At 64.0% G+C, this 19892-nt stretch carries 20 protein-coding genes and 2 pseudogenes; 8 read left to right on the forward strand and 14 right to left on the reverse strand.

Annotated elements, in window-relative coordinates; genetic code table 11:
* Positions 1–21: 21 nt before the first annotated feature.
* A complete protein-coding gene (locus CGLAU_RS04350; protein WP_095659636.1) occupies positions 22–711 on the forward strand; it encodes a CPBP family intramembrane glutamic endopeptidase in 690 nt (229 codons plus the stop codon).
* Positions 712–731: 20 nt separating this feature from the next.
* On the opposite strand, the gene glpX is transcribed toward CGLAU_RS04350, so the two are convergent.
* Together glpX and CGLAU_RS04360 are read right to left on the reverse strand one after the other, a co-directional pair.
* Entirely contained in the window at positions 732–1745 is a 1014-nt protein-coding gene (gene glpX, locus CGLAU_RS04355) for a class II fructose-bisphosphatase (RefSeq protein WP_095659637.1), read from the reverse strand.
* A 225-nt stretch (positions 1746–1970) separates the two neighbouring features.
* The gene (locus tag CGLAU_RS04360; RefSeq protein ID WP_095659638.1) at positions 1971–3416 is read right to left on the reverse strand and encodes an alpha/beta hydrolase; all 1446 of its coding nucleotides are present in this window, start codon (positions 3414–3416) and stop codon (positions 1971–1973) included.
* Positions 3417–3590: 174 nt separating this feature from the next.
* On the opposite strand from CGLAU_RS04360, the gene CGLAU_RS04365 reads away from it, so the two are divergent.
* Positions 3591–4172, forward strand: a complete 582-nt coding sequence (locus CGLAU_RS04365; RefSeq protein ID WP_095661035.1) for a DUF4245 domain-containing protein — start codon at positions 3591–3593, stop codon at positions 4170–4172.
* A gap of 33 nt (positions 4173–4205) precedes the next feature.
* Here the strand turns inward: CGLAU_RS04365 and CGLAU_RS04370 are convergent, their stop codons facing one another.
* The gene (locus CGLAU_RS04370) at positions 4206–4481 is read right to left on the reverse strand and encodes an exodeoxyribonuclease VII small subunit (RefSeq protein ID WP_095659639.1); all 276 of its coding nucleotides are present in this window, start codon (positions 4479–4481) and stop codon (positions 4206–4208) included.
* A 67-nt stretch (positions 4482–4548) separates the two neighbouring features.
* On the reverse strand, positions 4549–5823 hold the full coding sequence (gene xseA / locus CGLAU_RS04375; RefSeq protein WP_095661036.1) for an exodeoxyribonuclease VII large subunit: 1275 nt from the start codon (positions 5821–5823) through the stop codon (positions 4549–4551).
* Positions 5824–5951: 128 nt separating this feature from the next.
* Between xseA and CGLAU_RS04380 the strand changes: the two genes are divergently transcribed.
* Positions 5952–6908 carry a 4-hydroxy-3-methylbut-2-enyl diphosphate reductase gene (locus CGLAU_RS04380; RefSeq protein WP_095659640.1) on the forward strand — a complete coding sequence of 319 codons (957 nt, stop codon included), beginning with the start codon at positions 5952–5954 and terminating at the stop codon, positions 6906–6908.
* Between the two features lie 14 nt (positions 6909–6922).
* On the opposite strand, the gene CGLAU_RS04385 is transcribed toward CGLAU_RS04380, so the two are convergent.
* The 3 genes from CGLAU_RS04385 to CGLAU_RS04395 are packed head-to-tail and all read right to left on the reverse strand — an operon-like array spanning position 6923 to position 10100.
* Positions 6923–7573: a DUF6542 domain-containing protein gene (locus tag CGLAU_RS04385; RefSeq protein ID WP_198305024.1), complete on the reverse strand. Its 651-nt coding sequence runs from the start codon at positions 7571–7573 to the stop codon at positions 6923–6925.
* A 41-nt stretch (positions 7574–7614) separates the two neighbouring features.
* Entirely contained in the window at positions 7615–8664 is a 1050-nt protein-coding gene (locus CGLAU_RS04390) for a DNA recombination protein RmuC (protein WP_095659641.1), read from the reverse strand.
* Positions 8665–8672: 8 nt separating this feature from the next.
* A complete protein-coding gene (locus CGLAU_RS04395; RefSeq protein ID WP_415877144.1) occupies positions 8673–10100 on the reverse strand; it encodes an AI-2E family transporter in 1428 nt (475 codons plus the stop codon).
* Between the two features lie 95 nt (positions 10101–10195).
* Between CGLAU_RS04395 and ychF the strand changes: the two genes are divergently transcribed.
* Entirely contained in the window at positions 10196–11281 is a 1086-nt protein-coding gene (gene ychF, locus CGLAU_RS04400) for a redox-regulated ATPase YchF (RefSeq protein ID WP_095659643.1), read from the forward strand.
* A gap of 3 nt (positions 11282–11284) precedes the next feature.
* Here ychF and CGLAU_RS04405 read toward each other — a convergent pair whose 3' ends face one another.
* From CGLAU_RS04405 to merA, 3 genes are all read right to left on the reverse strand, one after another.
* Entirely contained in the window at positions 11285–11674 is a 390-nt protein-coding gene (locus CGLAU_RS04405) for a peptide chain release factor I (RefSeq protein WP_005291006.1), read from the reverse strand.
* A 192-nt stretch (positions 11675–11866) separates the two neighbouring features.
* Positions 11867–12217 (reverse strand): hypothetical protein, encoded by a 351-nt coding sequence (locus CGLAU_RS04410; protein ID WP_095661037.1) that lies wholly within the window; start codon positions 12215–12217, stop codon positions 11867–11869.
* Positions 12214–13635: a mercury(II) reductase gene (gene merA / locus CGLAU_RS04415; RefSeq protein ID WP_095659644.1), complete on the reverse strand. Its 1422-nt coding sequence runs from the start codon at positions 13633–13635 to the stop codon at positions 12214–12216. Before merA ends, CGLAU_RS04410 begins: the two co-directional genes overlap by 4 nt.
* Positions 13636–13733: 98 nt before the next feature.
* Here merA and CGLAU_RS04420 point away from each other — a divergent pair, with 98 nt between their 5' ends.
* Positions 13734–14123 carry a heavy metal-responsive transcriptional regulator gene (locus CGLAU_RS04420; RefSeq protein WP_095659645.1) on the forward strand — a complete coding sequence of 130 codons (390 nt, stop codon included), beginning with the start codon at positions 13734–13736 and terminating at the stop codon, positions 14121–14123.
* A 46-nt stretch (positions 14124–14169) separates the two neighbouring features.
* Here CGLAU_RS04420 and CGLAU_RS12585 read toward each other — a convergent pair.
* From CGLAU_RS12585 to CGLAU_RS04445, 4 genes and pseudogenes are all read right to left on the reverse strand, one after another.
* Positions 14170–14415, reverse strand: a pseudogene (locus CGLAU_RS12585) (LLM class flavin-dependent oxidoreductase); the annotation flags it as partial.
* A gap of 185 nt (positions 14416–14600) precedes the next feature.
* Positions 14601–14857: pseudogene (locus CGLAU_RS04435) on the reverse strand (redoxin domain-containing protein); the annotation flags it as partial.
* A gap of 194 nt (positions 14858–15051) precedes the next feature.
* Positions 15052–16533 carry a multicopper oxidase family protein gene (locus CGLAU_RS04440; protein ID WP_095659646.1) on the reverse strand — a complete coding sequence of 494 codons (1482 nt, stop codon included), beginning with the start codon at positions 16531–16533 and terminating at the stop codon, positions 15052–15054.
* 70 nt (positions 16534–16603) lie between these two features.
* Complete coding sequence (locus CGLAU_RS04445; RefSeq protein ID WP_095659647.1) at positions 16604–17179, reverse strand: CueP family metal-binding protein; 576 nt, start codon at positions 17177–17179, stop codon at positions 16604–16606.
* 403 nt (positions 17180–17582) lie between these two features.
* Between CGLAU_RS04445 and CGLAU_RS04450 the strand changes: the two genes are divergently transcribed.
* The 3 genes from CGLAU_RS04450 (at position 17583) to CGLAU_RS04460 (ending at position 19867) form a co-directional block, all read left to right on the forward strand.
* Entirely contained in the window at positions 17583–18305 is a 723-nt protein-coding gene (locus tag CGLAU_RS04450; protein WP_095659648.1) for a response regulator transcription factor, read from the forward strand.
* Entirely contained in the window at positions 18302–19429 is a 1128-nt protein-coding gene (locus CGLAU_RS04455) for a sensor histidine kinase (protein ID WP_095659649.1), read from the forward strand. The genes CGLAU_RS04450 and CGLAU_RS04455 overlap by 4 nt, the downstream gene beginning before the upstream one ends.
* A gap of 111 nt (positions 19430–19540) precedes the next feature.
* Complete coding sequence (locus CGLAU_RS04460) at positions 19541–19867, forward strand: heavy-metal-associated domain-containing protein (protein WP_095659650.1); 327 nt, start codon at positions 19541–19543, stop codon at positions 19865–19867.
* The last annotated feature ends 25 nt before the right edge of the window (positions 19868–19892 follow it).

A 19892-nucleotide genomic window follows, 5' to 3' on the forward strand; every position in this document is an offset into this window, starting at 1 on the left:
AAGAGGCTTTAAGAAGCGACCATGACCCATCTCACGCCCCCGACGGCGAAGGACGCCCTCGTCGCAGTCGCCGCGAACACAGCAGTCTATGTGCTCCTGGGACTCCAGGGGCTCGCAATGATCAAATTGGAAATCCCGCGGACGGTGGTGGTGGTCGCCCTGTCGGTGGCTATTGTGGTCTCCCTCGTGGTTCCCACCTGGCTTTTGATCCGCTACATGCGCGGCCGCGGGCTCGAACTCGGGTTTACGCCCCTGGGACGGGACGGCTGGCACCTGCTGTGGCGCATCCCGGTGCTCATTCTCGCTGCCGGGATTGCCACTGGGGCGGTTGCGCCGTTGCTCGGCCTCCAGCCGGATCCGGACACTGCGACGGAGTCCATTGCCGGGGACGCCACGAACGCGTTGCCGATTGTGCTGGTGCTTGCCGGGTACCTGTTGCTGGGCCCGTTCATCGAGGAAATTGTGTTCCGGCGCGTGCTGCTGAACTACTTCGACACGCTGATGCCGGCGTGGGTGAGCATCGTGCTCTCTGCTCTGATCTTCGGGCTGGTGCACCTCGCGCCCCAGGCGATCATCTACACCTTCTTCTACGGCATTGGGTTGGCGTGGCTGGCGCGCTTGCACTGCGGGATCACCGGCAGCTTCATTGCGCACCTGGCGAACAACGCGGTGGCCAGCCTGGGCGTATTCGCCGCGTTGTTCGCGCTGTAGAGGGGCCCAGCATTCCGTAGCTATTTGCTCGGCTCGGAGTAGTCCACAACGGAGTACTCTTGCAGCTTCGCCAGCTTGTGAATGGACTCGACGTAGCGCACCGTGCCGGACTTTGAACGCATGACCAAAGAGCGGGTGGTCGCACCGTTCTTGCGGTAAGAAACACCTCGCAGCATGTCGCCGTTGGTCACGCCGGTGGCTGCGAAGTAGCAGTTGTCAGACGTCACTAGGTCGTCGAGCAGTAGCACGCGATCCAAGTCGTGGCCCGCCGCCAAGACCGCCTCGCGCTCCGCGTCGCTCTGTGGAGCCAGCTGGCCCTGAATCTCGCCGCCGAGGCACTTCATCGCACACGCCACGACGACACCCTCCGGGGTGCCGCCGACACCCATCGCAATATCGATGGAGTTGGTGTCCTGCGCCGCCGCAATTGCGCCGGCCACGTCGCCGTCCATAATGAAGCGGACCTTTGCGCCGGCCGCACGAATGTCGTCGACAAGCTGTTTGTGCCGCGGGCGATCCAGCACGACAACGGTGACATCGGCCGGCTTGATGCCCTTCGCGTTCGCGACCGCCTTGATGTTCTCCGCAACCGGGGCGGTGATGTCGATTGTGCCCTTCGCTTCTGCGCCGACGGCGATCTTGTTCATGTAGAACGCGTCGGTTGGCACGAACATGGAGCCGCGGTCCGCAGCGGCGATCACAGAAATCGCGTTCGGGCGGCCCTCAGCCATCAGACGAGTGCCATCGACCGGGTCAACCGCAAGGTCCACCTGCGCCCCCTGGCCGTTACCCACCTGCTCGCCGTTGAACAGCATGGGGGCCTCGTCCTTTTCGCCCTCGCCGATCACGATGACGCCGTCCATGTTCACCGAGTTGATCATCTTGCGCATCGCGTCCACCGCGGCGCCGTCGCCCTCGTTCTTCTTCCCGCGACCCACCCAGCGGCCAGAGGCGAGCGCTGCCGCCTCCGTCACGCGGACAAGCTCCATCGCAAGGTTGCGGTCCGGGAAGTATTCGCTCTGCGGGTCAGTCATTGAACAGGGCCTCCTGAAGGCGGGTTGCAGTTTTGTCGTACGACTTTGTGTCCGTGTGGCAAGCAGGCCACAGCACACCCCTCATTCTGGCACTTTCTGCCGCGCGAAAGCGGGGGTTTCACACCATAAAAGGGGAGGGGAAAGCAAGAGGCGCCGCCAGCAAACTTTTGCTTGACGACGCCTCCGTCGACCCCAAGGGGCCGAACTGGTAGGAATTACGTAGTGCTAGAACAGCGCAGGACGGATGTGCGTCCACGCATCCTCGAGCTCCACACGGAAGATCTCCCAGTTGTGGGTACCACGATCACGGTAAACCACCTTCTGGTGGCGCATGCCGGCCTTCTTCATGGCCTTGTCCAGCTTCTGGGTGCTCTCGTAAGCGAGGACCTCCATCATGGAGCCCATTGCCAGGCCACGGGTGGTGGCATCGGAGTAGTACTGGTTCAGGTAGAGGCCGCCAGTTGCTGCGACAAGGTAGACCGCCTGGTTACGCAGGCCGTACGGGTTGAGGGTGATGTCGTGGCGGCGCCACTCGGTGCTGCCGTACGGGCCCCACATGTTGTCCACGTTGGCGCCGCGCGAACCCGGAACGAACTGCATAGCCTGGCGCCCATTGGTGTCCATCGTGGAGTAGTAGCCGGACAGGCCGATAACTGCGTTGAACTTGTCCGGGTGGCGGTTTGCGATGTTCATCGCGCCGGTCGCGCCCATCGACAGACCCGCGATCGCGCGCTTGCCGTTGGAGTTGATGTCCGGCTGAGCGTCCAGCAGCGGCAGGAACTCCTGGGTGATGAAGGTCTCCCACTTCTGGCGGCCAAGAACCGGGTCGTCGTTGACCCAGTCGGTGTACCAGGTTGCCTCTGCGTCAAGCGGGAAGACGACGGTGACGTTCTCATTGCCGAGCACGCGGTCGAAATCGGTACCGCTCCACTCGCGCAGCCAGCCGGAGTAGGTCGGTGCCGGCAGACCGTCGAGCATGACCAGGGTCGGAGCCGGCTCACCGGTCGGCTGCGGCAGGCGGACATCGACGGTGATGTTGCGACCCATCGACGGCGACGCGACGGTCCAGCGCTCCAGGCGGCGCTCCTCTGAGCGTGGGTAGATCGTGGCGGGCTCGCGGGAGACCAGCGAGACAGAAGTGATAGAGGTGTCGATCGGGTACGGGAAGTTTGCCGGCGGCTCCTGGAAGTCCTTCAGAAGCTGAGTGCTCTGGCTCCCGAACACGCCACCGAGGATGCGCAGCAGGGTAAGAGAAATGAACGGCAGCTGGCTGAACTCGTACAGCAGGGTACGACCAATGTCAGCAGGCTGGGTGTTCGAGTTGTTGGAACGAGAGAAACGGGAACCGGAGGTGCGCTTCTCGGCGGTACGAGACTCCGAATTCTGCGAGCGAGTCGGCTTCGCTGCAGGGCTTGCTGCGGAAGGCTGGGCCGGTGCCGGCTGGGCCGCTTCGGGTTGTGCGGGTGCGGCGTCTGCTGGAGCAGCGTCGGCTGCTTCCGGCTGGATTGGTGCGCCTTCTTCCACGTCCAGCTGCGCTGCAGGCTGGGCAGGGGAGGCATCGACGTTCGGGGTGGCGGGTTCCTGGGCACTTACGGCGGGGACAGTGGCGAGGGGCAGCGAGAGTGAGGCGGCCGTGGCAAGCGCGACGAGCCGGCGACGAGAATTCTGCATGCGAGAATCTTATAACGAACTGAAAACAAATATGTAGTTACCTCAGTACATTTAAAACGTGCTGTGGATAACCGCTGTATATGCCCTGTATGGGCTGACTCCGTGGTCATGGCGCGTGACGCGTCCAACGGTGCGGCAACTGCCCAAATTGACCATCGTGCGATACTGGAGCGCGTGGCTCAGAACAGCAAACCGCGTGTGTTCCAAGACGGCCGTGACATGTTTTTCAATGTCACGGTCGTGGTCGTGCTGATGCTGATTGGGGTGGGTGCCACCGGGTTGTGCACTTACAATCCGGGACGGCCGGAACAAGGGCCGGTGCAAGAGGTCGACGCTAGAACTTTCCTTGAGCTGGAAGCTCGAGCGGTGGATTTTCCCGTCCGCTACCCGGAGATGCCCGAAGGATGGGTGACCAACTCCGCTCGGCGCAGCGTGGTTGATCAACAGCCGGCGCCAGTGGTGGGTTGGGTCACGCCCGACGGCGGATTTCTTCAGCTGACGCAGACCGGGGCTGACCTGGAGACAGCGATCGAGGCACAGGACAGCCAGCCTCGTCCGCATGAAAGCTCCGTGGACATCGAGGGTGTTACCGCGCGGGTCTTGCGCGGAGATGACTCGGACGTCCGGCCGATCTGGGCCGTTGATGCCGGAGATGCCCGGTGGGTGCTCACCGGGGCCGGCACGGACGATGAGTTTCGTGCGCTCATCGCTGCGACGCTCGCTGCGAACCCGATCAACGCTGAAGCTGCGCGGTAAGTTAAACCGTGCCGCCGGGGCGTGGGTTGGGAATTATTCGGCGTCCTCGGAGGTAGTCTGCGCTTCCTCGCGCTCACCGATCACGGCCTCAACGCGCTGGGCAGCGCCCTGCAACAATACTTCGCAGCGTTTGGCCAGCGCTTCGCCACGCTCCCAGTACTTGAGCGATTCGTCAAGGCTCATCTGCCCCAGTTCGAGGATCTTCACCGTCTCTACCAGCTCGGCGCGCGCCTGCTCGTAGCTCAGCGTCTCTGGGTCTGGAAATGCGTTTGCGCCAGCCTGGCCTGCGCCGAATGTGTTCTCTGCCATTTTCAATTTCTCCCTGGTTCAGTCAGTGTTTTTGCGAAAGTTTGTCGAAAAGTTGGTTGTGTGCGGCCTAGTCTGCGCGGCTGACACCCATCGACGCTGCGGAGATGGAGCCGTCCCCGACACGCACCCTCAGCTGCGAGCCAGGCGGGGACTGTTCGATGCTGGTCACTACCTCAGGTTCGCGACCATCGCGCGGCAGCACCTGGACGACTGCGTAACCCCGCGCCAACGTCGCTGACGGACCAAGAGTTGCCACCTGCGCGCGTAAGGATGCGACCAAGGCGCTTTGTTGCTGCACGGTCAGCGAGATCTCCCGACGCATTCGCTGGGTCTCCCGAGAGATTTCCTCGCTGCGCTGCGTGATCGCTGCAAGCGGGTTCGCAAGCGCGGGGCGTGAGCGCATGTTCTGCAGCCCGTGGGATTCGCGTTGGACCCAGCCGCGCAATGCGGCCGCACTGCGGTTTCGCATTTCCGCCACCCAGGCCAACTGCTCGGCGACATCCGGCACAACGCGTTTTGCCGCATCGGTTGGTGTGGCGGCGCGCACGTCGGCCACGTTGTCGAGCACCGGGTTGTCCGGTTCGTGCCCGATCGCTGACACCACCGGCGTGCCTGCTGATGCGACCGCCCGCTGCAATGCCTCCTCAGAGAATGGCAAAAGATCCTCTACTGAACCTCCGCCACGGGCGATGATGATGACATCTACCTCGGGATCGCGGTCCAACCGCTCCAGTGCCGCGATAACCTCAGGGACCGTGCGAGGGCCCTGGACGGCAGTGTTGATGACTTCGAACCTCACGCCGGGCCAACGCCCGCGCGCCACGCTCAGTACATCGCGTTCCGCAGCCGAGCCCTTGCCGGTGATCAAGCCGATCTTGTTCGGCAGGTAGGGGATAGGGCGCTTGCGTTCCGGCGCAAACAATCCCTCTGCAGCCAGTTTGCGGCGCAGTTCCTCAATGCGTGCGAGCAGCTCACCTGCGCCCACGTGTCGGATCTCGCTGACCCGCATAGAGAACGAACCGCGTTTAGTGAAGAAGTTCGGCTTGCCGTGCACTACCACGTGGTCACCGTCGCGTGGTGGGCTGGGCATCGAGGTGAGTAGGCGTGTGTCCGCGATAAGCTCCACGCTTGCTTCCGCCTGGGTGTCGCGCAGGGTGAGGTAGGAGAAACTCCACGTTGGTTTCGTGTTGACTTGGGTGAGCTGGCCCTCCACCCACAGCCAGCCGAGGCGCTCGATCCAGCCCTTCACGCTGGTGTTGAGCTTGGACACGCTCCAGGGTTGGTCCGCGGAACTCCTGGAGCCAGCAGGGTTGTCAGTCTGGTTGCTTGCCTGCGTCACCATCATCTCCTTCGCTGTGTCTTCCCACGCCATGTCACGCCTTCAAGAGTCTTCAACAATAGGCGAAAGTGCCGCGTCTGGGCGCTGCCGGTTTCTAGGGTTTTAGACGCAACTTCGGTAGGGTCGGTTCCATGACTGATCAGGGTAAGACTGTTCTTCTGGCCGCGCCGCGCGGCTACTGCGCTGGCGTTGACCGCGCGGTGGAGACCGTAGAAAAAGCTCTGGAAAAGTACGGTGCACCGATCTACGTTCGCAAGGAAATCGTGCACAACAAATACGTGGTGCGCACCTTGGAGGACCAGGGTGTCATTTTCGTGGAGGAGAACGAGGAGGTTCCGGAAGGATCCCATGTCGTGTTCTCGGCCCACGGTGTCTCTCCCGCGGTCCGCGAGTCTGCGGTGCAGCGAAACCTTTTGACCCTCGACGCCTCGTGCCCGTTGGTAACTAAGGTGCACAATGAGGCCAAACGCTTCGCTCGCGATGGCTACCAGATCCTTCTCATCGGCCATGAGGGCCACGAGGAAGTCGAGGGCACGTCCGGCGAAGCGCCGGAAGTAACCCACCTTGTCGACGGAGTTGAAGGCGTCGAGGCTCTGCCGGAGTTCGCGCCTGACCAGAAACTCGTTTGGCTCAGCCAAACGACGCTGAGTGTGGACGAGACGATGGAGATCGTCGCCAAACTGAAGGAGCGCTTCCCACACCTGCAGGATCCGCCGAGTGATGACATTTGCTACGCCACGCAAAACCGCCAGGCAGCGGTGAAGAACATCGCACCGCGCTGCGATCTCGTCATTGTGGTTGGATCGCAAAACTCGTCGAACTCAAAGCGCCTCGTCGAGGTGGCTCTTGAAGCGGGCGCCAAAGATTCCCACCTCGTGGATTACGCCCACCAGATCGATGAAGCCTGGCTCGAGGGTGTGGAAACCGTGGGGCTGACATCAGGCGCTTCAGTGCCGGAGATCCTCGTCCAGCAAGTTGTGGCACACCTTGATGAGCGTGGCTTTACCAACGTGGAGGAAGTTACCACCACCGTAGAGACCATCACGTTCGCTCTCCCGCGCGATCTGCGCGTGCCGGCAAAACCGTAGGGCGGAAACAGTAACTAGTCAGTGTAGAGGTCGTCGCCGAGGCGATTGACCACGCGCGTCGAGCCGCCGCCTCGTGAAGATCTCGCGCGGGAGCTGCGCTCTCGCTCTCGGCTGACAAGTTCTTGCACCGAAACCGAGCGTGAGCGCTCGCGTGCCCTGCGCCCCTCAATGTTGGTGCGGCGGTTGCTCTCCGACGTGCGGCTGCGCTCTGCGGTTTCGCGCTCAAGAAGAGCGTCGTTTTGCCGTTTGATCAGGCGAATGCGTACCCAGCCGATGAGGATCGCGCCGAGGGTGACCGCGGCCAAGACCGGAAACAGCTCGACGAGCGGGTAGACAACCAGGAGCTGGGCGGCTCGCGAAGATGTCCCTCCTGTAGCGAGCTGATCCCGCGACAGTAAGTAACCGACAGAGACCACTGCAACTACAAAGAGCGGGGGCGCAGTTGCCACGGTGAGGAAGATGCCGCGCGGGTTCACAACCGTTGTCGTGATGATCACGGCTGCGGCGAATAGCGCCAAGAGTGGCCAGCCGATGTAGCCGGCCCAAACGGCGATGAGGGCTCCGGTGAACAGGGCCGCGAAGTTAATGCCAATCGCCGAACCTGTCGGCAAACCAACGAACGTGGTCGTTGACGCGTGGCGGGTTCGGTTCGACGTTTGGGACACGCTGAAAGAGTTTACCCCTCAGCCAAGTCTCAACCACCGATTCAGCCAACATCCGCTTTTCGTGGAGTTGTCGAGACTGGTTGCAGGGTAGTGGAGGCACTGCGTTTGCCGGGCACCTCGAGGTCTTCGAGACGGCGCGCGGTCACCATGACCCGCGAGTCCACCGAGGCCAATGTGGCGTTGAAGGCTTCGACAGCTTTCTCGAGCGAGGAGCCAAGGCGGTTGTAGTGCTCACCCATGACCCCGAGGCGGTGGTGCAGCTCAGCGCCGAGACGCTGGATCTCCCGCGCCTTTTCGTTCAGTGCGTCCTGGCGCCAGCCGAGTGCGACGGTGCGAAGCAGCGCGAACAGGCTACTGGGTGTCGCAATCACGACGTCGCGGGAAAACGCGTAGTCGAGCAGCTCCGGGTCGATCGCCAGCCCCGCGTCGAGGAACGGGTCCGCCGGCACGAACATCACCACGAATTCCGGTGTGGGCTGGAAAGCCTCGATGTAGGGCTTCTTCGAGAGCGTGTCCACGTGCGCGCGCAGCAGGTGGGCATGGCGGCGCAGGTACGCCTGCTTCTCCTCTGGATCCTCCGTCGAGAGCGCGTCGAGGTAGGAGCTGAACGGCACCTTTGCATCGACGACGATCATGCGCCCCTGGGCAAGGCGGATGATCATGTCTGGGCGTACCCCCGAGGCGTCGATAAGCATGTGCTTTTGCACCTCGAAGTCGACGTGCTCGAGCATGCCTCCGAGCTCAACCACCCGCTGGAGTTGCATTTCTCCCCACCGCCCGCGGGTTTGGGGTGAGCGAAGGGCGTTGAGGAGCTGGTCGGTGCGATCGCCGAGCCGCGCGGAGGTGCGGCCGATGGCTTGGACTTGCCCGGCGAGCGCGGAGGCGGAGACGGCTTGGTCGCGCTCCATGGCGCCGAGCTGGTCCTGCATGCGCTCGAGGGAACGGACGATTGGACGCATGTCTGGTGCGGGCGCGCTCGGTGCAGGCTCTGGGGTGGAGCGGCGCAGCCACGCGAGCGCGGCGATTCCGCCGGCGATGATGCCGATCAACAGGCCGGTGAGGAAGATGAGCAGTCCGGTGGCGGTAGGCATACCGCTAGCTAATCAGACGCCTCCGACTTCGCGTCTTTGTTACGCACAGTTTTCTCGAACGTTTCTGCGATCCGCTTGCCGCCCTCGCGGCGAATCTTGGCGCTGCGCTTGCGCAGATTTGTCCAACTCGTGCTGCCGCGGCTTGTTGCTGCAGTCGGCTCGACGACTTCCTCGATCACGGGGGATGCGGACCAGTCGCGCTCGCCGCGCCACTCCTTGCGCTCGAAGACCGACTCGCGTTCTTCAATCTGGGCGATGGCCAGGCCCTCAGGAGTGAAGAAGTCGATCTCTTCGGCCTTGCGCTCGCCGGAGTGAATGCGCAGCATGTCCAGCATGTAGCGGTAGGCCACTGCGATCATCGCCGCGACCGGCACGGCCAGGAACGCGCCGACGAGGCCGAAGAGTCCGCCGCCGATGGTCACCGAGATCAGGACGATCACGGGGTGAAGGTTCATCGCGCGGGATTGCAGCATGGGGGAGAGGACGTTGCCCTCCAGTTGCTGCACGAGGATGACGATGCCGAGCACGATCAGTGCCTTGGTGAAGCCGAGGGATACGAGCGCGACGAGCACGGCCAAGGCGCCCGCCACCACAGCGCCGACGATCGGGATGAACCCGGCCATGAACGTGATCACCGACAGGGTGAACGCCATGGGCACGCCCACGAGCCAGATACCCACACCGATAAACAAGGCGTCGATAAGCGAAACAATTGCCTGTGCCCGAATGAACCCGGAGAGGGTGTTCCATGCGCGAGTGAGCAGCTCGGTGGCGTGCAGGCCGCTGCGACCGCCTGATGCAGAGCGCAGCCACGGCAAAAAGCGGTGGCCGTCCTTGAGAAAGAAGAAGGTGAGCACCATGATCACCACAAGGGTGACGGCTAGGCCCGCGGTCGTGCCGATGCCCGAGATCACGCCGCCGGCGATCGCGCCCGCCTGGTTCTGCACCCACTGCGCGATCTCATTAACAGCCTGGTTGAGGTCATCCGGGTTGAGATTCAGCGGATCGCCTTGCAGCCACAGCTGCAGGCGCTGAATGCCTTCCAAGGCTTGCAAGTACAACACCCGCGAGTGGGCCACGACGTCCGGAGCGATGAGCATGAAGATTGCGCCGATAATTGCAACGAAACCGAGCAGCGTGATCGCAGCTGCAATTCCGGACGGCACCTTCCTTCGGCGCATCCACGTGGCAATCGGCGCGAGCACCGTGCAGATGATCAGCGCCAGCACCAACGGCAAGATGCCGGCCCAGAATGCGCCGATGACCTGCGCGACGGCGTAGAGGAACACCGCGATGATGAGCATCCGCAGCGCGAACATCGCGGTGGACTTCACCCACTCATTGAGCACGACACCACGGTCAACGCGGTCGCCGTGGTCCTCCTCAGCGCCCCGAATCACCTGCTTGTCGTCGGCATCGTTTGTGGTTGTGCTCACCCGCACCATTGTGCACTACGGGCATTTGCTTTGCGACGATTGCTTTCCAAACCACCTGCACGGTCCTGACCTGCCGTGGGCTAGGATTGCGCAGCGTGAGCCTTACTCTTGGAATTGTCGGTCTGCCCAACGTTGGTAAATCCACCCTGTTCAATGCGCTGACGCGCAACGAGGTGCTGGCTGCCAACTACCCGTTTGCCACCATTGAGCCCAACGTCGGCCTGGTGGAGTTGCCGGACCCTCGCCTTGACCGCCTCGCGGAGATCTTTACCTCCGAGCGCATCCTGCCCGCGACCGTGTCCTTCGTGGACATCGCTGGCATTGTCAAAGGCGCGTCCGAGGGCGAGGGCATGGGCAACGCCTTCCTGGCCAACATCCGCGAGGCGGACGCAATCTGCCAGGTCGTGCGCGCGTTCAGCGACGACAACGTCATCCACGTCGACGGCCGCGTCGACCCCGCCAACGACATCGACGTGATCAACACCGAGCTGATCCTCGCGGACCTCCAGACCATTGAAAAGGCCCTGCCGCGTCTGGAGAAGGACGGCCGCAAGGATAAGGACATCGCCGCTCAAGCAGCCGAGGCCAAGAAGGCGCAGACAGTGCTTGAAGACGGTCGCACGCTCTTCGCCGCCTCCAAGGGCGGGGAAGTTGACCTCGGCTTGTTGCACCACCTGCACCTGATGACCGCGAAGCCGTTCCTCTACGTCTTCAACTCCGACGAGGCGGTGCTCACCGACGATGCCAAGAAGCAAGAGCTGCGTGACTTAGTCGCTCCGGCGGAGGCTGTATTCCTCGACGCCCAGACCGAGACGGAGCTGCTCGAGCTTGACGACGAAGACGCCGCCGAGCTCCTCGCCGCAGTCGGTCAAGAGGAACCGGGCTTACAGACTCTGGCCAAGGCTGGTTTTGACACGCTTGGCCTGCAGACGTACCTGACCGCGGGGCCGAAGGAGGCGCGTGCGTGGACCATCCGCCAGGGTGACACCGCGCCGAAGGCGGCCGGCGTGATTCACTCCGACTTTGAGAAGGGCTTCATCAAGGCGGAGATTGTGGCCTTCGATGACTTGGACGAGCTGGGCACCATGGCTGAGGCCCGTTCCAAGGGCAAGGTCCGCCAAGAGGGCAAGGACTACGTCATGCTCGACGGAGACGTCGTCGAGTTCAAGTTCAACGTGTAGTGCTTAACCTCTGCGATGAACTCTTTGATCCCGGGACGTGATGAGGACTGGGGCTATTGTGCTCCCCCGAACGCTACGGCCCGGGGGCACGAGGCTGTGTCGCAGGTGCAAGCGAGAGGACCAGGAGCGAAACACAGACCGCTGAGTCGACGCAGTCACGGTAAAGACGGAGCCGTCTAGGCGGTGCTCGAGGTTGCGCGAGATACGGTGACGCTGGGCGTCGGTAAGCGATGCGCATTCGGCGACATCGATGGAAAGCTGGACTTTGCCGTCCGTCGTGTTGACGCCCTGGCCGCCTGGAGTCGACGATTTCGCGAAACGCTCCGCGAGATCGGCGGCGATGACCGCACCGTCGGGGATCCCCGGGCCGGGCGCTATGGTCAGGTCGTTCATGCCGCCCAGCCTAGGTGCCCACAACCCTTTCTCGTCTCGGCGGAAGCGGAGACCGCGTCGCGACGGCCGGGATCCAGCCTCAGTATTATCCTCGTCACCGGTTGATTCGAACGCTTTTTGCTCCTCCTTCTCCCGTCGGGCTTCGATTTCAGCGGCCTCCGCAGGTGGCAGTGATCACTGGATCCGCTCGAACTACCGGTTCCGATCAGCGGTCGAAGGATTTTCGCAGAAGCCGGACCTGCGGCGCCGGTGCCGCCGCCGTAGCCTGACGAGCATCCCCGCCATGACGGCCATCACGACGGCGGTCCCGGCACCGATGATCCAGGGATTACCGAGGAGCCCACCGACGCCTGCGAGTGCTCCGCCCGCCGCGATGAACGGCAGGCCGCAGCAGAGCAGCGACGGAAGCGCGCAGCATGCCAGCAAGAGCAGCCCGGTCACAGCAGCGACGACGGGACCGGCGCGCCATTCGTCGCGGTCCTGATCGGCGCTCATCGTCTGCTTCAGGATGAGATCTCCCCGATTGCCTGCGTTGCCGTTCATGCGCAGCACGACAGCAGCGACGGGTCGGTGGTGAAGGCCTTCGCGGCGATCCGGATGCCCTCGGCCATGGTCAGGTAGGGGGCCCAGGCGTTGGCGACCTCGGCGACGGTCCTGCCGAGCACGTGGACGCCTGCGGCGGCGAGCTCCCCGGCGTCCTTGGCGACGGCGGTCAGGCCGAGGATCTCGTTCGTCTCGGCGTTCACGACGATCTTGATGAACCCGCGGGTGTCGCGGTTCACCAAGGCGCGGGGCACGTGGTGCAGGGGCAGGACGCGGCAGTCGCAGCGGATCCCCGCGGCGAGGACGTCCTTCTCGGTCATCCCGACCGCGCCGATCGCGGGCCCGGTGAACGTCACCCGCGGCAGGCGGGCGTAGTCGACGGACCGGTCGGCGTCGGCGAACGCGTTCTCGGCGACGAGGGTGCCGTGGTGGGCGGCGACGTAGACGAACTCGGGGTGCCCGGTCACGTCGCCCGCAGCCCAGACCCGCGGGTTCGAGGACTGCAGCCGGTCGGAGACGACCACCTCGCCGGAGTCTCCGGTATTCACCCCGACCGCATCGAGGTTCAGGCCATCGGTGACGGGACGGCGTCCGAGGGCGACCAGGACCTGGTCGGCGCGGAACTCCTGCGAGCCGCCGGACAAGGCGGCGGTCACGACGGCCTCGCCTCCCGTGCCGCGGGAGATCCGGGTGGGCACTGCGCGGCTGACGACGCGGATGCCCTCGTCGGCGAACACCTCCTGGAGCGCCTTCGACACCTCCGGCTCCTCCTTCGAGGCGAGCCGGGACCGCACGAGCAGCGTGACCTGCGAGCCGAGGCGGGCGAACAGCTGCGCCTGCTCCAGGGCGACGTAGCCGCCGCCGAGCACCAGCAGCGACTCGGGGACCTCCGTCAGCTCCATCGCCGTGGTCGAGGTCAGGTATCCGGTCTCCTCCAGGCCGTCGATCGGCGGTGCCCACGGGCGAGAACCAGTCGCGACCAGGTAGTGGTGGGCCTCGATGGTCTCGACGCTTCCGTCGGATCCGGCAACATCGAGAACCGGCGCATCAGGGGTGCCCACGAACGAGGCGTCGCCGCGGAGGACCTGCCAGCCGTAGGAGTCGGCGACGTCGGCGTACTTCTCGCCGCGCAGCGACTCCACCAACGCTTGCTTCCCAGCGATCAGCGCGGGCATGTCGACGGGATCCGCCGTCGTCGCGATCCCGGGGAACCGGGTTGCGGCGTCGACGGCGACGTGCCGCGCGCCGGCCGCGGCAATGAGCGCCTTCGACGGGACGCAGCCCGTGTTCACGCAGGTGCCGCCGAGCGTCCCGCGCTCGATCATCACCACCGACTTCCCGAGCGTGCTGGCGCGGATCGCAGCGGCGAACGCGCCGCCTCCCGATCCGATGATGGCGAGATCGTACTTCGTAGGCATCGCTGCTCCTGTCAACTCTTGGCTTTCTGCTCTGTCTCAGCCATACTGGACCTTCCAGTGCAGGGGAAGGTCAAGCGCGGCCACGGACGGAGACAGCAATGTGGATCGGAGAACTCGCCGAGAGGGCGGGCACTACCGCGAAGACCCTTCGCTTCTACGAGGAACAGGGCCTTCTGCCCCCGACCGAGCGCACGCCGTCCGGATACCGCGACTACGCGCCCGAGACGGTCGCTCGGATCGACTTCATCCACCGCGGCCAGGCCGCGGGCCTCACCCTCGCCCAGATCCGCCAGATCCTCGACATCCGCGACAGCGGCCATGCGCCCTGCGAGCACGTGCGCGACCTGCTTGACGTGCGCCTCGCTGAGATCGAGCAGCAGATCGCGCAGCTCTCCGTGCTGCGCGACACTATCGCGGACCTTAGCCAGGACGCCGCGCACCCGGATCCTGAAACGTGCAGCACCGATCAAGTGTGTAGGTACTTGTAGACGGCGGGAGTCAATGACTCAAACGCTACAACCCCGATATGCGCTAGCGCATGTCGATGCCGCCGGTGCCCACCTCGATGATTTTGGTGGTGGCCGCGATAGCACACAGCAGCGGCATCGGGGCGGAGGCCTGCAGCGCGAAGTGGTGGACTCGGAAGGACGCGTTGTTCACGCCGATTTCGTCCGCAGCCTGGGTGATCTCCAGATGAGTCTTGGCGATCTTTTCCGCAGATGGCCCGCACTAGCTGCCGAAGGCGTAATGCCCGAAGCTTAAGAAGCCGAACGCTTTCATTGGATAACACTCCTTTTGATGGTGTTAACGAGAGGGAGTAACTTTGCAACGACATACCGTGGAGTTCAAGTTCAACGTGTAGTGCTTAACCTCTGCGATGAACTCTTTGATCCCGGGACGTGATGAGGACTGGGGCTATTGTGCTCCCCCGAGCGCTACGGCCCGGGGGCACGAGGCTGTGTCCCCGCCCGACACGGTGCACACCACTGGCCCCAAGCGTTGAGGACGACGACCTCGCCTTCAAAATCAGACAGGCTGATCTCATCACCCGCCTCCTTCAGTGACGGGCCGGAGAAGTCCGGCAGCGGGGCACGTTCCTCCTCTGCGTAGATAATCTCGGTTTGGCCTCCTGGTGAGTGGAACTGGAAGGTGCCCCCGACGGCGACGGCGTTTCGGGCGCCGTCGCCTGAGAACAGGCCACCAGGGTCACGGCGGTGAGCACCGCGGCAACCGCGATGGCGGCTCTGCGGGGGTGTGCTCGGTATGGATTAGATCTCCTTATTCCGGGGCGGTGGGGAAGAAGACGGTGTTCTGCTTGTCCCGGAAGACCACAACACCGAGGGAGGTCATCGTGCTGCCCGGTGGGTGGTCTGCAGCGACTCTGCCCACCTCGGCACTCAACCCTGCTGTGGGGGGTTACTCGTAGCGAAGCGAGCTGAGCATCCCGGTTTCCATGTGATAGGCGTTGTGGCAGTGAAATGCCCACTCACCGGGGTTGTCAGCGATCAGGTCGGCGATCATGGTTTCACCGTGGCGGAGAAGGACGGTGTCCTTGCGTAGCCCGCCGCTGCCGGGCAGCGCCCATGTGTGGCCGTGGATGTGCATGGGATGGGGCATCATGGTCCTGTTGCGCATGACCATCCGCAGGCGCTGGCTCTCCTGCACGGTTGCGGAGGAGGATTGGCCGTCGGTGAGAATGCTCCATTCATACGGCATCATCTGCCCGCCCAGGTCGATGCTGACTTCTCGGTCTGGTGTGCCCTCGGGCAGGAGTGCACGGTCTGCTGGCTTTAGGGAGGACAGAAGCAGTCCGGTGGACGACAACTCGGGGAAGTCAACATCGGGGCGGGGGGCCTGGCCGCCTGCGGTGCGGATGACGGCGAAGGCGCGGTCGTCCTTACCCACCGCCAAAGCCGTGAGCGGGAATATGCCGTCGCCGAGGATGACCTCGACGTCGACACGCTCGCCCATCGACAGGTAGATCGATTCGGTCTCCCTGGGCTGGACAGGGAAGCCGTCGGTGTGGGTGACGGTCATGCGGTGACCACCGAGGGCCACCTTGAAGATGGTGTCACCGCCGGAGTTGATAAACCGCAGGCGGGCCTTGTCGCCCGGGTGAGCCTCGAAGGTCCGGTGAGCACGGGGGATACGTCCGTTGATGAGGTAGTGCGGATACATCACATCGCCGGCATCCCCGCCCAGTACCCGGTCCGGGGTGCCGTGCATCATCTGGCCGTGACCTCCCATTCCCATCCTCCCGTTATGGTCGCCCGAACCCATTCCGGTGAGCTTGTCGAGCTCATCGTCGGGAGTGCCCTGAATGCCATCGACCCAGTCGTCGAGCACGATGGTCCACTCGACGTCCTGGTCCTCAGCGTCTTGCGGGTCACGGATGATCAGTGGGGCGTGGAGGCCGCGATCAAGCTGCAGGCCGGTGTGGGAATGGTAGAAGTAGGTGCCACCGTGGGGGACTTCAAAAACATAGGAGAAAGACTCGCCAGGTTCAATGGGGTCCTGGGTCATGCCGGGCACACCGTCGGCTGCGTTGTGGAGTGCGATGCCATGCCAGTGGATGGAGGTGCTCTCAGGCAGTTCATTGGTGATATCGACCTGCAGGACGTCGCCGGCGGTGGCCTCAATGGCCGCATCCCCGGTGTCAGAGACGTATCCCCACGTGTTGGCTTCGATGCCGCCGATATCCAGGGAGAGGGGCCGGGCGGTCAATGTCCGGCGCACCGTCGGCTCACCGAGCGCAGTGGGGGCGGGAGTGGGGCGAAGGGAGGGACCTGGTGCCGAGGCAGCGGGTCCAGGGTCGCTGGTGCAGGCGGCCACGGCCCCGGTGCCGGCGAGGACGAGCCCGCCGAGCAGAAACTGTCGTCGGGAAAACGCGTTCGTCATGATTTAACCTTCCTGGTGTAAGTATTCAGTGACACGGGAGACAGGCGCAGGTGAGGACCCTGCTGAGCCATCACGTCAGGCGCAGGTCTGTGACACAGGTGGCACCGTCGTCGGTGGTGGAAAACTCCGTGGTGCCGGTACGCCCCTGGTAGCTGACCTCAATCAGGCCGGTGACATCATCGGGAAGCCAGAAGCCAATAAACCCGTTGTCGAAGGTGGTTGTCGCCTCGTCCACCAGCACCTCACCGGTCGCCTCATCGGTGATCGTGACCTGGATATCCTCATTGCTGAGTTCCCCCAGGCAGGTCGTGAGGCTGTGGTAAAAGCAGTCGTGGGTGGAGGTGAGATAGGGTGCGATCGAGACATACGTCTGATTGTCGGGAAGATCGACCACGACTTCCTGGTCACCGCTCGAGAGCAGCAGCTCATCGGCACGCACTGAGGCGATCAGATCCGTGGGACGCTCAGCGACCTTCTGCCGGTCGAGGTGATCAATGATCTCCACCGCGTCCATGTCGGCCAGGCCATGGGTAGTCAGGAATGTATCCTGGGACACCGTCCCGTCGGCCGTGGGTTCCGGGTCGGCGGCCGAACACCCCGTGAGGGCGAGGGCAAGGGCGGCGGCTGCGATCGCTGCTCGTTTCACGTCAATCTCCTTGGATCGTGGTAAGACCGTGAGAAGACACCGCCTCAAGGCCGATGTCATACCTTTATCTAGCACGGGTGCCTGACGGACTAGAAATCAAAAACCCTGCTCACAGCCTTATAGCAGGGCGAAAAGGGGGTGAATTCGGTGGGCTGGGTCACCACCGGGACACCACCCCACAGCCGTGGGCGATGTCCTTCTACCCGCCCCGGGTATGCGGTGCAGGCAGTGAAATCCCTGGTGGCGCCTGCTGAACCGACGAGGGGAGGCGATGCCGCCGGCCCGGGGTGGGGCACAGGGGTGACGGCGGTCGAAGGGTGATATTTGAAGATTTGATGAAGATTTCCCCGCCGGGTACTGAGCGAGGGTGGTATTCCCCCTGGACGGAGTGATACTGGGGTCTATGGCTGACCGCACACCGACCACCGCCACGCCCCCGGGGCGGGTGCTGGTCGTCGATGATGAACAACCCCTGGCTCAGATGGTGGCCTCCTACCTCATCCGGGCCGGCTTCGATACCCGCCAGGCGCACACCGGCACCCAGGCCGTGGACGAGGCCCGTCGCTTTTCCCCCGATGTTGTGGTGCTGGATCTGGGGCTGCCCGAACTCGACGGCCTGGAGGTGTGCCGACGGATCCGCACCTTCTCGGACTGCTACATCCTCATGCTCACCGCGCGTGGCAGCGAGGACGACAAGATCAGCGGTTTGACCCTGGGGGCGGATGACTACATCACCAAACCTTTTAGCATCCGGGAACTGGTGACCCGGGTGCATGCGGTGCTGCGCCGCCCGCGCACCAGCATCACCCCACCGCAGGTGACCACCCCCTTGATCGTTGGTGACCTCATCCTTGACCCCGTCGCCCATCAGGTGTGGGTGGGGGAGACGACCGTGGAGCTCACCCGCACGGAGTTCGAGCTGCTGGTTGCCCTGGCCCTGCGCCCCGGCCAAGTGTTGACCCGCCACGACCTGGTCACCGAGGTCTGGGACACCACCTGGGTCGGTGATGAACGCATCGTCGATGTCCACATCGGCAACTTGCGTCGCAAGCTCGGCACCGACACCCGGGGCCGGGGGTTTATCGACACCGTGCGTGGCGTGGGCTACCGGGTGGGGCAGCCATGAATCACGGACCCGGCCTGACCTTCCGCTTCCTGGCCGCCCAGGTGTTGGTCGTGGTGATTAGCCTGCTGGTGGCCGCGGCCGTGGCCACGATGGTGGGCCCGACCCTGTTCCATGATCATATGTTGATGACCGGCCCGGAGGACCCCTCGCTGGAGTTGTTCCATGCCGAGCAGGCCTACCGGGACGCCAACCTGATCACCCTGGCCGTCGCCCTGCCCTCCGCCTTGATCAGCGCCCTGCTGGCCAGCCTGTGGTTATCGCGTCGTCTGCGCACCCCCCTGCAGGATCTCACCCGCGCCGCTACCAGCCTGGCGGCCGGCAACTCCCGTATCCGCGTGCCCGCCGGAGAAGCAGGCCCCGAGGTCACCACCCTGGCGCATGCCTTCAACACCATGGCCGACCGGCTGGAACACACTGAACAGGTCCGCCGCCAGATGCTCTCTGATCTGGCCCACGAAATGGGCACCCCCTTATCGACGCTCACGGTCTACCTCGATGGTCTCCAGGACGGGGTCGTGGATTGGAATAATGCCACCCACACGATCATGGCTGACCAACTCACCCGCCTGACCCGGTTGATGGAAGACATCGACGATGTCTCCCGGGCCCAGGAACACCGGATCGATTTGGACCTGGCGGAGGAAGGGCTCGGGGATCTGCTCCATACCGCCGCTGCTGCCGCGGGGGAAGCTTATGCTGACAAAGGCGTCGATTTACAGGTCGAGACCATTACGGACACCGCCCGGGTGCTCGTGGACCGGCAACGCTTCGGCCAGGTGATGAGCAATCTCCTGTCGAACGCGCTACGGCACACCCCAGCCGGCGGGCTGGTCCGGATCAGCGTCCACCGACAGGGGGCGTCCACCGCGCTCATCCACGTCGCCGATGACGGCGAGGGCATCCCACCTGGCCAGCTCGAACACATCTTTGAACGCTTCTACCGGGGGGATGCCGCCCGCAGCCGGGACAACGGCGGGGCCGGTATCGGTCTGACCATCTCCAAGGCATTGATCGAGGCCCACGGCGGCACTCTCACCGCCACCTCCCCCGGACCCGGTCGCGGAGCGGTGTTTGCCCTCCGCCTCCCGCTGTCCCCTCCCGACAGTGAGGAGGCTGCTCGGTGACCACACCCTGCCCCGCGTGAGGGCCGTGCCCTGCACCCCTTGAAAATATACCCCCGGGGGGTATATGCTAGCGAGCGTTACCGCATCCCACCGACCCATAGGAGCTTTCCCATGATCACCTCCCCGCCCCGCCTCTTGCCGATGGCCTCCCACGGCTGCAGCTGTTGCGGACCTGCCTCACGTGCCGACACCGCCTCCATCCCTGCCGCCAGCGACTCGTCAGCAGGAGGATCCTCCCCGAGCTACCAGGTCACCGGCCTGACCTGCGGGCACTGCGTGAAAAGCGTGACCCAGGCCCTTCAGGCCCTCCCCCAGGTCGACGACGTCCAGGTTGATCTCGCTGCTGGTGGTGTTTCCACCGTCACGGTCACCGGTGTCGTACCTCCGGAGATGGTTCGCCGGGCCATCGAGGAGGCCGGCTACACCGTCTTATCCTGATCAGTTTTACCCATCATCTCGACCC

This window comes from Corynebacterium glaucum (assembly GCF_002287505.1).
GTDB lineage: Bacteria > Actinomycetota > Actinomycetes > Mycobacteriales > Mycobacteriaceae > Corynebacterium > Corynebacterium glaucum.